The following is a 13,693-nucleotide window of genomic DNA, read 5'->3' as shown; positions in this document are numbered from 1 at the left end:
CCCTGCCCGCCGCCGGGCACCTGCGATCCAGACGCCGTCACCGGCGCCACGCCCGGCGTGGCGAGCGCCTGCAGGGAGTTCGGCATGGCGTCGGTGGACAAGGTCGTGAGCGAGCGCGGCATCAGACCGCCGGGCGTAGCATGAGGCCGGCGAGCGCCCCCCTACTCCGAGTACCAGATCATCCGCCGAAGCACATGATCTGGTACTCGGCGAGCAGCCGCTCGCGAACTTGCCATCTCTTGAGATCGATGCCGTACTCCTGCTCTATACGACGGATGCGGTACAGCAGCGTGTTGCGGTGAAGGTGGAGCCGCTCTGCCGCGAGCGACGAACGACGTTCGCACACGAGATAGACGAACAGCAACTCGCAATCCTGCGTGCCCGCCCGTCGATCGGCCTCGAGAATACGCATGGGCACGCCCCGCCCGACGCAGTACGATACCAATTCCTCGTCCTGCTGCTCGGCCACCAGAAGATAGAGAACCAGATAGTCCCGGAAGCAAAAAAGCCGGGTATCCTCTGCAGCGTCCGCGCCCTCTCTCCATAGCCGGTTCGGCATCGCCGTCACACCCCGCCCATCGGACGCCGCCATCGACAGCGCGATGACGGCCTGTCTGTAGGCGAAACGCGCATCTTCGATACGCTCGAATCGGTCCGACAGGCCAACCCTTCCGTAATAGGAGCGCGCATGGGTGTCAAGCACGGTATCGTGCGTCGCAGCATCCCCTCTCGCGAAACATTTGCGCACCATCACAGCGCAATTCTCCTTGAGGGCAACAACCGCATCGGGGAACAGTTCGAGCAGACGCAAGCCAGCATACACGGCGAGCTGCCGCTCCTCGTCGCGGTAACCGTAGTCGACAACCGCTAGCTCGAAGAACCCATCGCAAGCTAACCCCGACGTCCGCAACCACGCGTTGAGTTTACGATGCGACACCGGTACGCCTTCGATGAGGTCGACAAGCGTTCGCGCGGGTCCTTGGTCGAACAGCCTTCCCGCCGAAAGCTCATGCTTGAGGTGCAACTCGATGCAATCAGCGAGCAGCGACAGCTCGTCCAGAAGGCCGTCTGACAAAGGCCTCCATTCGCAATGCATGACCAGATGTGCCGAGTAAATCCCCTCGATACGGAAGATACATTCAACGACCGGGCCCGTTTCCGAGACCTCGAGCAGATGGATGCCGGTACGGGTGCTCCAGCGCTGGGGCCGCTCGTTTTTCCTGAAGGTGTCGAGTGCCTTCTTGTCGAACATGCCGTTGGCAATGGACTCCCTTATAAGCGGGTTGGTTGGCAGCAGCTCGCGCGTACGGGCGACGATGCGAAACCCGGAATCGGACACCGTCAGGGCGTTGCCCAGCATATGCTCGCTCGCATCGACCAGCTCCTGATAGCTTCCCCCCTCCAGCAGGGAGCGCTGCATGCGTGCAAGCCATTCGGAGACGTCGATCAGTTTGCAGGATGCGGCGGTGGCTACGAACCCGGCATTGCGGCTGGTTTGCAGAACGATTACGCGATCCGCAAAGGCAGCGAGCTCCGCGGGGAGAACGCTCTCATCCTGCACGCACAGCGCCCACCCTGCCGGATGGTGTTCGACGTAAGCCGAGCACCCCGCGGCATCGCCAACGAACAGCACGTCTTCGACGCGCGGGCGCAACGCGCCGAACAGGGCCCCATCCGCCTGTTCGTCCGAAACGATGCGCGTGAACCATCGTGGCGCACCATCGGGGACATCGCCGAGAGAGCAACCTTTCACGCTATCGGCGATCATAAATAAGGATATCGTCATAATGCTGCATTATAGATCATTTTCTTGTGCAATACGCCATATCCACGGTATATCGTGCGCTCTATTATGCGACCAGGAGGATGCCGGCTCCTAAAGGCCGGTCCACCATAGAATGAGAGGGGTCGTCCATGAAACGCAGCGTAACCGACGTCAAGCTCAACGTGAAGCCGGTGTTCATCGGCTTCGAGCATCAGTACTACTACGAAGGGCCGTGCCGCATGGCCGGCGGCGACGCCATCAAGCCCGGCTTCGATGCCATCGTGCAGGGGAAGATGCTCAAAGGCTTCCTGGCCAACGTGCAGAAATACGTGGCCGCAACCGGCGCCAATGTTCTCGAACCCGCCGTTGTGTGCTGCACCGATGACTGGGATATCAAGGATGCCTACTTCGAGGAGATGCTCGCAGACGAGGCGCGAACCGACCTCTACGTGGTCATGTCGAACTTCGGTGCGAACCAGGTCCTCGTGGAGTTCTGCTGCCGCACGAGCAAGCCGGTGGCCATGAACCCCACCAAGTCGTTCGGCGCCATGTCCACCGCACCCGCCGCTCGCCGCGGCGCCGACATCCTGCCCGCCTTCGACTGGCCGGAAGTGGCGCGCTACTGCCGCCTCCTGCGCGCCGAGAAGGCCGTGCGCACGGCGAATATCCTTCTGGCTCCCCGCTTCGACTCCACCACGCCGAAGGCAGGCGGCAACGACTCCTTCGTCTGCCTCTCCGATGTGACGCGAAAGCTGGGATGCCACTTCCGTCACGTGAACGTGCACGAGCTCATGGACATGATGGATCCGCTGCCCGAAGACGGCAACCCCACCACGCCCGGACGCACCACGCCCAACATAACGTCCGACGAGCTGACCCGCTGCGAGGATATGGCCGACGAGCTCATGGCCGGGGCCGATCCATGCATCGTCGACAAGTCGTTCGTGGTGAAGTCGCTCGTCGCATGGACCGTCGTGCAGAAGCTCATGGACGAGTACGACTGCGCAGGATTCGCCGCCCCCTGTCCGGATGCCTGCTCGACTCGCCGCTTGAATGAGCAGCAGTTCACGTTCTGCCTGGCCCACTCGCTCAACCTGGAGCAGGGGTTCGGGAGCGCCTGCGAGTACGACGTGACATCGGTGGTGTGCATGATCGCCGAGATGGCCCTTTCGAACTCGGCCGCCTACATGGGCAACACGCTGCCCGTCGTCGTGACCGAAGGGCATATAGAGTGGCCCGTGAACGTGCACGAGGAGGACGTGGCCGGCATCCCGCTCGAGGAAGCGGCGAACCTGTACTTGGTTATCCACTCCACCCCCTGCCGCAAGCTTCACGGCCTCGAGGCGGCCGCCGATGCCTACGCACTGCGGCACTTCGCCTACGACCAAGGATTCGGCGCCATCCAGAGACACGACTTCACGGCCGATGCGGGGCAGAGGGTCACGCTTTGCCGCATCTCCCCCACCCTCGACGAGATGCTGATCGTTTCCGGCGAGATCGTTGTCGGCACCGGCTTCGACACCGACAACTGCAACGGGGGTTTCGTGTTCAAGGTGGCCGATGCGCGCGACCTGTTCAAGAAGCAGATGCGCTTCGGGCTGCACCTGCCGCTCGTCTACGGCGACATCGCCGACGACCTGGCCGAGTTGGCTCGTCGCCTGGACCTTTCCGTCGTGCGGGCCTAGAAAAAACCTTCCCGACCTGTCCGACGACGGGCGCGCCGGACAGGTCGGGCCAAAACAGGCAAACCTGGAAGCGAAAGGACAGACCATGCGCAGCGAGGTTAAGGAGCGCCTGATGGATAGCAAGAAAGCGGCAGCCCGCCAGATCTCCTCCGTTCGCGCGTCCGCTGTTGCCGGAACGCTCGATGCTGACGAACTGCGGGAGCGGCTGCTCTTGTACGTGCTGGCGAAATTCGGCCTCGCGGCCGACGAGGCGCCGAGCCGCAACCTTGAAGCGCTCGCCGAGGCGAGCCTTGCCAAGGCGCTTGCGGCGAATCGTACGCACGTGGCCGAGGAGGGCCGATCCCCCACTTGCGACGGAGTGCGCTCGGTCGACATGAAGCAGGCGCTGCTCATCATGGCCTTGCAGCGTGAGCTCGGCGTCGCGCTCGATGGAATGAGGGCCGGCCTCGCCGAGACGACGGACGAGCTGGCCGACCTCGTGTTCGCAACCCTCGGCGACGGAGAGGTGCAGCTGTGAGCGCGCGGCAGCCCGACGATGCGCTGGCCTGCCGTATCCGTGCCGCCATCCCTTTGCTCGCCGATGCCGAGGGAGCGGCGCCGGTCGCCTACCTGGACAACGCCGCCACGATGCAGATGCCGCGCCCGGTCATGGACGCATTGGAGGCGTTCCGCACGACGAGCTACGCAAACGTCCACCGCGGCGTGCATTCCCTGTCGCTCGCCGCCTCGGATGCATTCGACGGGGCACGACGGGCAGTGGCGGCCTTCATCGGGGCCGACGAGCAGGAAGTCGTGTTCACGAGCGGCGCAACCGACGCGCTCAACCGGGCGGCGCGGATGCTGGCCCCCGCCCTCGACGAGCGCTCCAACATCGTCGTAAGCGGTCTCGAGCATCACTCCAACCTGCTTCCTTGGCGCCACCTCTCCCGCATCACGGACTGCGAGCTGCGCGTCGTACCGCCGGATGCGAGAGGCGCCCTCGACTTGTCGGCGTTCTTGCAGGAAGTAACCGAGAACACGCGCATCGTGGCGCTCACCGAGCTGTCCAACGTCACCGGCATCGGGTGCGATCTCGCGGCGCTCTCGGCTGTTGTACACGAGGGCAGCGACGCGCTCATCGTGGCCGATGGCGCCCAGGGTATCGTCCATGGCCGGCGAAGCGTGCGGGATCTCGGCTGCGACCTCTACGCGTTCTCGGGACACAAGCTCGGAGCGCCCTGCGACATCGGGGTACTGTGGATCGCAGCTCGCGTCCAAGAGCGGCTCGAACCGGAAAGCTTCGGTGGCGGAACGGTCTCGGAGGTAACGGAGAAAGAGACGCGCCTGCTCGGTTCCGTCGAGCGCCTCGAGGCCGGCACGCCGAACATCGATGGGGCTGTCGGGCTTGCCGCGGCACTGCGCTTCTGGGAAGGATTCGACGCGGCGGCCCTGCTCGCCCACGAGGACGCCCTGCTCGCCCGCCTCGAGGCGGGTCTTACCTTAATCGAAGGCGCGAACGTCCTCGGCAGTTGTCCTGCGCGGCACGGCTGCCTGGCTTTTTCCGTCGACAAGGGCTCGCCCTACGACTGGGCCAAGATCGCCGACGGCCGCGGCGTGGCCGTGCGCTCCGGGCATCACTGCGCCCAGCCTTACCTGCGCGCACTCGGCTGCGACGCGGCCGTGCGGGTATCGGTCGCCCCGTACAATACCACCGGAGACATCGACCGGGCCCTTGCCGCCTTCGAGACGGCTTCCTGTCTGCTGAAAGGGGGCGGATGCGGTGGACATGCGCTCTGTCGAGAACGACATACTCGCTGACCTGCACGAGCTCGACGACCCGGTGCTGCAGTACGGCTACCTCGCAGGATGTGCGGGCGAGGCGGCCGCCTTTCCCGAGCACCTGCGCGACGATGCGCACCTCGTGAGAGAATGCCAAGCGAGAACATGGATCCCCGTCGAGCACGACGGGGAAGGGCGCGCTGCCGTGCTCGGAGATTCGGAATCGATCGCCGTACAGGGAGCGCTCGCCCTGATCGAGGAGGTGTACAACGGCCGCACCGCCATCGAGCGCGCCGCGCATGTATGCCTTTTGCTCGACGACCCCGCATTCGCCCGCCACTTCACGAAGCTTCAGATGAAAGGGCTCGGAGCGGCTGTAGCACTCATAGCGAGCGCACCTTGAAGAACACCGTTCACGGGAAGGGGGCTTCCCCTCCCTATCGCTTCGGCTGGGGTTTTCGCAGAGGTATCAGATCGTGTACTCTGCGCAAAGGCCCCGCCACGAAGGCGGCGGCTGCCACCCAGTAAGGGGCACGCCGCGGGCACGACAGGCAGCGGTCTTTTTGATGTATACTAGGCTTTCGGAGATGTTGGGGTCCGCGTCCCGGAGAGTGCCCGGCGGGCGTGCGATCGTGCTCAGTTTCTCCAGGGGGGATGAAACCGCATCGGGCACTGCAGGGGGAATCGGATGAACGACGGCAAAACCGCGGGCAAGCCCCGCATCGGCGCCATGGAGCTTCTGGCCACCGGCGGGTTCGCCTGCTTCTTCGGATGGATGTTCGTCTCGCACTACTGGCTGTTCGCCGTGTTCATCCAAGACGTCCCCGTCGCCGAGCGCGACGGCATCCAGCTGTTCGTGTTCGCAGGGATGGCGCTGGGATACCTGGCCCTTCACTTCGCCGGCAAGAGCGCCCGGTTCGACCCGTTCCACCTTCCCGTCCTCGCAACCGGCGCCGTACTCGCGCTCCTACTGCCTACGACGGCCGTGCTGCTGGACCTTGGCGTGGCCGTGCCCGTGCCCGTGCTCTGCGCGGTGAACCTCGGTGCGGGCCTGGGCGGGGCGCTTCTGACGGTGAGCTGGCTCGACGTGGGCAGCCGCATCAAGCTGCAGAGCCTGCCGCGCTTCACGAGCCTGTCCATGGCGGCCGGAGGCGCGCTGTTCGCCCTCGCAGCGCTCGTGCCCGAGTCCCTGCAGCCCGTCTTCTGCATCATCTACGCCTTCCTGAGCGTGGGCCTGCTGCGCTTCGCCGGGGAGCGGGGCGAGGGCAACGCCGACGCCCCGCCCGCCGGCTCCTGCAAGAACACCTGGGAGTTCACTCGGGAGATCGAGCCCTCGCTCGTGGCGTTCGGCATCGTGTTCGGCCTCACGTTCGTCTACCTGTTCAACTCGGGCTCGCAGGACGTGCTCGTGGGACTGCTGTTCGTCGTGCCCGGCGCCGGCATCATCGCCGCGCTCGCCTTCGCCGGGCGGTCCGTGGGCATCACCGTCATCCAGCGGGTGCTGCTGTGCATCACCGTGCTGGCGTGCCTGTCCATGCCCTTCGCCACCGAGGGCGTGCAGCTGGCCTGCTCGTGCCTGGTGGTGGCCTCTTGGGCGGCGTTCGTCTCGGTGAACTACGCGTTCATCGTCAAGAAGGGCATGCACCGTTGGGACACGCCGGTGTTCAGGCAGGCGCCCGCGCGCCTCGTGTTCAGCGCGCTGGGGTTCCTCGTGGGATGGGCCGTCGCCACGGGCATGACCATGGCCTACGGCGCCCATTCCGACGCCTTCATGATCGTGCGCCTGTGCATGGCGTTCGCCCTCGTGGTGGTGGTCATGCTGTTCTTCCCCTCGGCCGAGCACCACGCCCCCGACGGCACCGCGGCGGACGGGCCCTCCGGTCCGCAGCCCGTCGTGCCCTCCAACCTGACCGAGAAGGAGCTCTTCGAGCGCCGCTGCGCCGCCGTGGCCGAGCTCTACCAGCTCTCGCCGCGCGAGACCGACATCCTGCAGTTCCTGGCGAAGGGGCGCAACGCCGCCTACATCCAGAGCAAGCTCACCATCTCGCCGCACACGGTGAAGAGCCACATCTACAGCATCTACCGCAAGCTCGACATCCACTCCCAGCAGAAGCTCATGGACTTCGTAGAGGAGTTCCCGGTGGAGGAGCAGCAGAAATAACGCGGAAAGGCAAGGGCGCGCGGGAGCAGGTTAGAGCCCCTCGTAGTGCGTCCACATGCGCACAACTTTCACGATGCCCTGGTAATGCACGCCCTCTTCATCAAAGGGCTCTGCATATACCTGGTAGACGAGTCGATGCTGCAGGTTGATGCGCCGCGAATAGAGGCCGGAAAGGTTTCCCACAAGCGCTTCGTAGGCAGGGGCCTCTTGAAAAGGATCGCGTTTGAGCACCTCGACAAGGGCTTTCGCCTTCTTGTCGAGACCGGCGGCTTTAAGCTTCCTTGCGTCCTTTGCGGCCTGCTTCGTGAACTTCACTGCATACATGACTACCACTCAAGTTGGTCTTCGGAGAGGCAATCCTCGGGTTTTTCCTCCTTGCCGGCGCGCAACGACTCGCTCATGCCGGGTATGCCGTTGAGGAAGAGCGTTTCCTCGATAGCCGCCCAATCGGATTCGCCGACGAGCACTGCCCCCTTCCCCTTGCTGTTCGTGATGGCGATGGGCGTGCAGTTCTCGTTCACTTGAGCGATGGTCTGGTAGATATTCTGCCGCAGGGCCGTTGCGGTGATCGAAGTCATGGCCTGCCTCCTTATCTCTTTTCTTCTGCCCTATAGTAGCGTACGCAATTACGTACGTCAATAACCGCCTTCCTGCTGTACTCCTGCCGAAATTTCTTCAATTATTCTCAATCTTTAGAAACGAAAGTGCGACAATGGGCTCGCAATCAGGTGACATCCCCAAGGAGGAACCCGATATGACGCCCGCCAATCGACGCACCGCATGGAATAGCCTATGAGACCACCCCGCGTGCTCGACGTGGTTTTCTGGCTGGCCGTTATCGTGCTGCCGGCAATCGCCTGCCTGGCAACCATCCTGCTGTTCCCTCCCGGCGCGACCAACGTGCCGATGCATTGGAACGCAGCGGGGGACATCGACGGATACGGCTCGCCGTGGACCATGCTGCCCTTCGGCATGATAATGGGAGTGACGAACGCGCTCCTCGCGGCGTGCTACGCATTCAACGACTTCCTCTACGACCATGGTCTCGTGCACAACATCAGCCGCAAAGGGGCGCTCATCCTCTACCGGGTGCTGGCGGCGTTCATCGTTATCGTCACCGTTGGCGTTCTCGTGTTCTGGGCAAGTCAGGCCATGGCGGCGATGGCCTAGGGCGCCTCCGCGCCCCTCCGTGCAAAACTTTGGACCCCCTTTCCATCTCCCCTGCTCACCGCGTCATACCAACGTACTGATTCCCAATCTGCATACTCATTACGCGATAGGCTCATACCTATCGCGTGCTTTACTCGATTGCAACCCCAGAGGGGAGGGCCGATTGGGGCGGACACCCGACAGGCCCGCGCAAAGCGAGAGGAGTTGCGATGGTAGAGAACGCTGTCGCGGAGAAGGACCGCGACGAGATCGGCACGTCCAAGGAGGAGAACCAGTTCAACTTCGGCGCCGGCAAGAGGCAGGAGGTGGATCCGCGCTGGAAGCACCCCAAACCCTTCCAGTACGAGGAGGACGGCATGGTGGTCACCCGCACCTCGGTGTGGAGCGCGCCGGGCTGCCACGAGGGCTGCGGCGTGCTGGTGTACTCCGACAAGGAGACCGGCAAGTTCATCAAGTGCGAGGGCGACCCGGACGACCCGTACAACCGCGGCGCGCTGTGCCCCAGGTGCCTGGCCTTCAAGCAGGTGGAGTTCCATCCCGACCGCATCCTGCACCCCATGAGGCGCGTGGGCGAGCGCGGAAGCGGCCAGTGGGAGCGCATCACGTGGGACGAGGCGCTGGAAACCTGCTACAAGGAGTTCCGCCGCATCTCCATGACCTACGGCGGCGACTCCATCCACTGCCTGCGCGGCACCGCCCGCGACAACCAGTGGCAGGTCGGCCGCATGGCGAACACGTTCGGCAGCCCCAACGAGTACGGCTTCCTGTCCGGCACCGCCTGCTACCTGCCCCGCCTGTCGCTCATGATCATGACCTACGGCGGCATGCTCATCGCCGACTTCTCGCAGTTCTCGGCGCTGCGCTACGACGACCCCGAGTGGGTGTGCCCCGAGTGCACCATCGTCTGGGGCTGCAACCCCACCATCTCCAACCCCGACTTCTTCATGGGCCACTGGGTGACCGACGCCATGAAGCTCGGTTGCAAGCTCATCAGCGTGGAGCCGCGCGTCACGTGGCTCGCCGCGCACGCCGACATCCACCTGCAGCTGCGCCCCGGCACCGACACGGGCCTCGCGCTCGGCATGATCAAGGTCATCATCGACGAGGACCTCTACGACCACGACTTCGTGGAGCGCTGGACCTACGGCTTCGACGAGCTGGCCGAGCGCGCCCGCGAGCTGTCGCTCGACCAGGTGGAGGCCATGACGTGGGTTCCCAAGGAGAAGATCGTGGCCGCCGCGCGCCTGTTCGCCACGTCCAAGCCGGCCAACGTCGTGTGGGGACTCGCCGTTGACATGCAGAGCCAGGGCACGCCCTGCGCCGCCGCCATCGCGGCGCTGTGGACCATCACCGGCAACCTCGACGTGCCGGGCGGCATGTGCTACACCGCCTCGCCCATGGGCGTGGACCAGCCCTCCGCCGGCGCCTGGGGCATCTACGACCTCATCAACGAGGAGATGCAGAAGAAGCGCGTGGGCTGGAAAGAGTTCCCCATGTACCGCTACGGCCTCACCCAGGCCATGCCCGACATGTGCCTAGAGTACATGGAGGAGGGCAAGGTCAAGGGCGTGTGGATCCAGACGTCCAACGGCATCGCCTGCATGAGCTGCGAGACCGAGCGCTGGTACCAGGCCATGAAGAAGCCCGAGTTCATCGCCGCCGTGGACATCTTCATGACGCCCACCATCCAGTCGTGCGCCGACATCGTCATGCCGGTGCAGACCTGGGCCGAGAAGCACTCGGTACGCGCGCACTACTACTTCCTCTCCGCCATCACGGGCGCCTGCGCGGCCGAGGGCGAGGCGAAGTCGGACTGCGAGATCAACCGCGAGCTCGCGCAGTACTTCGACAACGACGACGAGTTCAACCAGGCCATCGGCCGCCCCGAGGGCAAGCAGCGCACCTGGCCGTGGGCGACCGAGGACGAGGTGTACGACGAGATAGTGAGCCCCTCCGGCTTCACGTTCCACGAGCTCATGGAGCATGGCCCGGTCTACCAGAAGTACGTGTACAAGAAGTACGAGAAGGGCCTCATGCGCCCCGACGGTCAGCCCGGCTTCAACACCCCCACCGGCCGCATCGAGTTCTACTCCACGCTGTTCGAGAAGTTCGGCTACGACCCGCTGCCCTACATCGAGGAGCCGGGCATCGGGCCCGTCACCACGCCCGACCTCTACGAGGAGTACCCGCTCATCATGATCACGGGCGCCCGCGCCACGTCGTTCTTCCACTCGGAGCACCGCCAGATCCCCTACCTGCGCCAGCTCACGCCCGACCCGTGGGTGCAGATCCACCCGCGCACGGCGAAGGACCTCAACATCTCCGAGGGCGACTGGGTGTGGATCGAGAACCACCGCGGCCGCTGCCGCCAGCGCGCCCGCCTCACCTTCGAGGTGCACGAGAAGGAGATCGCCGCACAGCACGGCTGGTGGTTCCCCGAGCAGGACGGCGCCGAGCCGAACCTGTACGGCTTCCGCCAGTCCAACATCAACCAGCTGCTCGCCAACAAGCCCGGCACCACCGGCTTCGGCGCCGATCTGAAGTGCACGCTCTGCAAGGTGTACCGCTGCAAGGAGGAGGAACTGTAATGGCCATGAACGGAATTCTCGTCGACTACCAGTACTGCACGGGGTGCTACTCGTGCGAGGTGGCCTGCCAGGCCGAGCACGAGCTGCCGCTCGAACAGTGGGGCGTGAAGGTCATGCAGAACGGCCCGTGGCCGGTGAAGGACGCCGAGGGCAACGAGACGGATGCTTACGTCTACGACTTCATCCCCGCGTTCACGAAGATCTGCGATCTGTGCGCCGACCGCCGGGAGAAGGGCAAGCTCCCCTCCTGCGTGTTCCACTGCCAGGCCAAGTGCATGGAGTTCGGCCCGGTGGAAGAGCTCGCGAAGCGCCTGGACGCCAAGCCGCAGCAGTACCTGTGGGTACCGCCCTGCGCGTAGGGGCATGAGGGAGGCTGGATCGGCTCCGCGCCGCTCCAGCCTCCCGCTTTCAGCGACTGGCCCTTTGCCGCCGCCCGGTTTTCGGCGGACGGCCCAGCCAGCTGCCTGCTTCCGGCATTTCCCCGTCGACCGCGAGCCGGTGAGGTAATGCCGAAAGGGGATGGATTTTGGGGAAAGCGTATCCAAGGGGTGATTTCATATGGCAGATTTGACCGCCGACCAGATAGCCAAGCAGGACAAGGTTTCCGGCAAGGCCTGGGGCATCCTGGCCGTCACGTACCTGGCGAGCTTCTGCGCGCCGCTGTGCCAGTTCAAGATGCCGCCGTTGGCGTCGTGACTGTTCCCGGCGTTCCACGGGGCGCTCGATCCCGTGACGTTCGGCACGCTCATGAGCGCCATCGCCGTCATCGGCGTGGTGCTGGCCTTCCCCGCCGCGTTCATCGCGCGCCGCATGGGGCTGAAGAACGTCATACTGCTGTCCGTCGCGTGCCTGGGCGTGGGCTCGGCGCTCGGCGGCGCCACGGCCGACCTGAACGTGCTCATGGCGAGCCGCCTGCTGGAGGGCGTGGGCATCGGCCTCATCGGCGTGGCCGCGCCGTCGTGCGTGACCATCTGGTTCCCGGAGCGCAAGCGCGGGCTCGCGCTGGGCATCTGGGCCACCTGGGTGCCCGTGGGCTCCGTCGCAGCCTTCAACGCCGCGCCCGCCATCGCCGGCATGTTCGGCTACCAGGCGGTGTTCTTCGCCATCGCCGGCGTGTGCGCCGTGGCGTTCCTGATGTTCGCCCTCGTGTACAAGATGCCTCCGGGCGCCACGGGGGACATGGGCGTGGAGGGCACGTTCAAGGAGTCGCTCAAATACTGCAGGAACCGCCGCATCTGGATCCTGGGCGCCGTGTTCTTCCTGTTCGCTTTCACCACCATCGGCATCATGAACACGTACTACAACACGTTCCTCGAGACGCAGCTGGGCTTCGACGCGCAGACGGCCTCGTCGCTCTCGTCCGTCATCATGCTCCTGTCGCTTATCGTGGCGCCGCTCACGGGCTTCGTGTCCGACCGCCTGCCGCTCGGGCGCAAGTACGTCGTGGGCCTGGTGATGATGGGCATGCTGTTCCTGACCGGCTGGTGCATGTTCTACACCGGGCCGGGGGCGATCGCCGTCATGTGGTTCGTCATCGTGCTGCAGGGCGTGGGCGGCGGCATGTGCGGCGGTTCGCTGCGCCCCATGGCGCCGATGCTCATGCGCAACACCGCCATGGGCGCCACCATGGCCATGGCCATCATGCAGTTCTGCCAGAACCTGGGCTCCACGCTGGGATCGCCCGTGTTCGGGGCGCTGCAGGAGGCCCTCGGCTGGAACATGGCCGGCATCGTGCTGCAGATCCCCGCCTACGTGATCTCGTTCGTGCTGTGCCTGTTCATCCTGCCGCGCGGTAAGGACGTGAAGACGCTCGACGACGTGCCGGCCGAGGAGGCCTGGCCGCGCGGGTTCTAGGCGGCTGCCTGGGCGGCCGACCGCCGACGACTGCCCGGCCGAGAAGCCGGGACGAAGGAGACACCATGGACTACCAAGAGCTGAAAGAGGGAATCGACCAGGCGCCGCTCGCCTCGCGTGCCACGCTGGAGCGCCTGCTGCTGTACGTGTCGGCGGGCCCGGGCGTATCGCCCGATTACGCGCCGTACCTGGAAGGCGCGGCATCCTACCATGACTTCTTCAACGCCGTCTACACCGACGACGCCCAGAAGGGCACGTCGGTGTGGGCGGGGTGGGCTGCGCTCAAGCGAAAGAGCTGGATCGGACGCTTCGAGCCCGACCTGGCCGTGGAGAACCTGCGCCTCAAGGGCGACGGGCTGCCGGTGCAGTTCGGCACGGGCCTGTTCCTGGCCCCCACGGGAAGCCGCGACAACATCGCGAACCTCTACGTGTTCCAACGCGGCGCGTTCAACGTCGAGGCGGCCGAGTTCGTCACGTCCATCGGCGGCACGTTCTCCTGCGCCGGCTACGACTTCGCCGGCATCTACGGCGTGTACAAGTACCGCGGCAGCGTGATACTGGAGCAATGGGAGGCCGAGCGCGCGCCCGTGCCGACGAAGAAGGGCTAGCGGCGTAAATCCGCCGCGCCGCCGCCGAGGAAGGAGATTCCGCCATGAGCCGCAAGAAGAAGATGACCCCCGCCCAGAAAGCCGCCGCCCGCCGGACGGGCACC

The 13,693-nt window shown here is 65.0% G+C and carries 14 protein-coding genes; 11 read left to right on the top strand and 3 right to left on the bottom strand.

From position 1 onward, the window contains the following. Positions 1-178: 178 nt before the first annotated feature. Complete coding sequence (locus tag GPA_RS11265) at positions 179-1,786, bottom strand: PucR family transcriptional regulator (protein WP_015539930.1); 1,608 nt, start codon at positions 1,784-1,786, stop codon at positions 179-181. A gap of 128 nt (positions 1,787-1,914) precedes the next feature. On the opposite strand from GPA_RS11265, the gene GPA_RS11260 reads away from it, so the two are divergent. The 5 genes from GPA_RS11260 (at position 1,915) to GPA_RS11240 (ending at position 7,369) form a co-directional block, all read left to right on the top strand. Beyond that, positions 1,915-3,450, top strand: coding sequence for a hypothetical protein (locus GPA_RS11260; protein WP_015539929.1), 1,536 nt, complete (start codon positions 1,915-1,917; stop codon positions 3,448-3,450). 112 nt (positions 3,451-3,562) lie between these two features. Continuing rightward, a complete protein-coding gene (locus GPA_RS11255) occupies positions 3,563-3,967 on the top strand; it encodes a hypothetical protein (RefSeq protein WP_114568306.1) in 405 nt (134 codons plus the stop codon). Beyond that, on the top strand, positions 3,964-5,247 hold the full coding sequence (locus GPA_RS11250) for an aminotransferase class V-fold PLP-dependent enzyme (protein ID WP_049784126.1): 1,284 nt from the start codon (positions 3,964-3,966) through the stop codon (positions 5,245-5,247). The genes GPA_RS11255 and GPA_RS11250 overlap by 4 nt, the downstream gene beginning before the upstream one ends. Continuing rightward, entirely contained in the window at positions 5,216-5,611 is a 396-nt protein-coding gene (locus GPA_RS11245) for a SufE family protein (RefSeq protein WP_015539927.1), read from the top strand. The genes GPA_RS11250 and GPA_RS11245 overlap by 32 nt, the downstream gene beginning before the upstream one ends. 285 nt (positions 5,612-5,896) lie before the next feature. Beyond that, a complete protein-coding gene (locus GPA_RS11240; RefSeq protein WP_015539926.1) occupies positions 5,897-7,369 on the top strand; it encodes a helix-turn-helix transcriptional regulator in 1,473 nt (490 codons plus the stop codon). Between the two features lie 30 nt (positions 7,370-7,399). Here GPA_RS11240 and GPA_RS11235 read toward each other — a convergent pair whose 3' ends face one another. Together GPA_RS11235 and GPA_RS11230 are read right to left on the bottom strand one after the other, a co-directional pair. After that, positions 7,400-7,693 (bottom strand): Txe/YoeB family addiction module toxin, encoded by a 294-nt coding sequence (locus tag GPA_RS11235; protein ID WP_015539925.1) that lies wholly within the window; start codon positions 7,691-7,693, stop codon positions 7,400-7,402. A gap of 2 nt (positions 7,694-7,695) precedes the next feature. Beyond that, on the bottom strand, positions 7,696-7,947 hold the full coding sequence (locus GPA_RS11230; RefSeq protein ID WP_015539924.1) for a type II toxin-antitoxin system Phd/YefM family antitoxin: 252 nt from the start codon (positions 7,945-7,947) through the stop codon (positions 7,696-7,698). A gap of 214 nt (positions 7,948-8,161) precedes the next feature. On the opposite strand from GPA_RS11230, the gene GPA_RS11225 reads away from it, so the two are divergent. From GPA_RS11225 to GPA_RS11205, 6 genes are all read left to right on the top strand, one after another. After that, positions 8,162-8,539, top strand: coding sequence for an SdpI family protein (locus tag GPA_RS11225; RefSeq protein ID WP_156791013.1), 378 nt, complete (start codon positions 8,162-8,164; stop codon positions 8,537-8,539). 209 nt (positions 8,540-8,748) lie between these two features. Then, positions 8,749-11,127 carry a molybdopterin-containing oxidoreductase family protein gene (locus GPA_RS11220; protein WP_015539923.1) on the top strand — a complete coding sequence of 793 codons (2,379 nt, stop codon included), beginning with the start codon at positions 8,749-8,751 and terminating at the stop codon, positions 11,125-11,127. Then, entirely contained in the window at positions 11,127-11,486 is a 360-nt protein-coding gene (locus tag GPA_RS11215; protein WP_015539922.1) for a 4Fe-4S dicluster domain-containing protein, read from the top strand. Before GPA_RS11220 ends, GPA_RS11215 begins: the two co-directional genes overlap by 1 nt. 199 nt (positions 11,487-11,685) lie before the next feature. Continuing rightward, on the top strand, positions 11,686-11,823 hold the full coding sequence (locus GPA_RS18255) for a hypothetical protein (protein WP_015539921.1): 138 nt from the start codon (positions 11,686-11,688) through the stop codon (positions 11,821-11,823). 33 nt (positions 11,824-11,856) lie between these two features. Continuing rightward, positions 11,857-12,981 carry an MFS transporter gene (locus tag GPA_RS11210; RefSeq protein WP_041239526.1) on the top strand — a complete coding sequence of 375 codons (1,125 nt, stop codon included), beginning with the start codon at positions 11,857-11,859 and terminating at the stop codon, positions 12,979-12,981. A gap of 65 nt (positions 12,982-13,046) precedes the next feature. Then, positions 13,047-13,589 carry a hypothetical protein gene (locus GPA_RS11205; RefSeq protein WP_015539920.1) on the top strand — a complete coding sequence of 181 codons (543 nt, stop codon included), beginning with the start codon at positions 13,047-13,049 and terminating at the stop codon, positions 13,587-13,589. The last annotated feature ends 104 nt before the right edge of the window (positions 13,590-13,693 follow it).

This window comes from Gordonibacter pamelaeae 7-10-1-b (genome assembly GCF_000210055.1).
Lineage (GTDB): Bacteria > Actinomycetota > Coriobacteriia > Coriobacteriales > Eggerthellaceae > Gordonibacter > Gordonibacter pamelaeae.
This window is presented reverse-complemented; position numbering and strand designations above follow the sequence as displayed.

Excerpts from the sequence above, each read along its gene's own strand:
- GPA_RS11240 (WP_015539926.1), top strand. The coding sequence starts at position 5,897 with ATGAACGACGGCAAAACCGCGGGCAAGCCCCGCATCGGCGCCATGGAG.
- GPA_RS11255 (WP_114568306.1), top strand. The coding sequence starts at position 3,563 with ATGGATAGCAAGAAAGCGGCAGCCCGCCAGATCTCCTCCGTTCGCGCG.
- GPA_RS11230 (WP_015539924.1), bottom strand. The coding sequence starts at position 7,947 with ATGACTTCGATCACCGCAACGGCCCTGCGGCAGAATATCTACCAGACC.
- GPA_RS11220 (WP_015539923.1), top strand. The coding sequence starts at position 8,749 with ATGGTAGAGAACGCTGTCGCGGAGAAGGACCGCGACGAGATCGGCACG.
- GPA_RS11245 (WP_015539927.1), top strand. The coding sequence starts at position 5,216 with ATGCGCTCTGTCGAGAACGACATACTCGCTGACCTGCACGAGCTCGAC.
- GPA_RS11205 (WP_015539920.1), top strand. The coding sequence starts at position 13,047 with ATGGACTACCAAGAGCTGAAAGAGGGAATCGACCAGGCGCCGCTCGCC.
- GPA_RS18255 (WP_015539921.1), top strand. The coding sequence starts at position 11,686 with ATGGCAGATTTGACCGCCGACCAGATAGCCAAGCAGGACAAGGTTTCC.
- GPA_RS11215 (WP_015539922.1), top strand. The coding sequence starts at position 11,127 with ATGGCCATGAACGGAATTCTCGTCGACTACCAGTACTGCACGGGGTGC.
- GPA_RS11265 (WP_015539930.1), bottom strand. The coding sequence starts at position 1,786 with ATGACGATATCCTTATTTATGATCGCCGATAGCGTGAAAGGTTGCTCT.
- GPA_RS11260 (WP_015539929.1), top strand. The coding sequence starts at position 1,915 with ATGAAACGCAGCGTAACCGACGTCAAGCTCAACGTGAAGCCGGTGTTC.
- GPA_RS11225 (WP_156791013.1), top strand. The coding sequence starts at position 8,162 with ATGAGACCACCCCGCGTGCTCGACGTGGTTTTCTGGCTGGCCGTTATC.
- GPA_RS11235 (WP_015539925.1), bottom strand. The coding sequence starts at position 7,693 with ATGTATGCAGTGAAGTTCACGAAGCAGGCCGCAAAGGACGCAAGGAAG.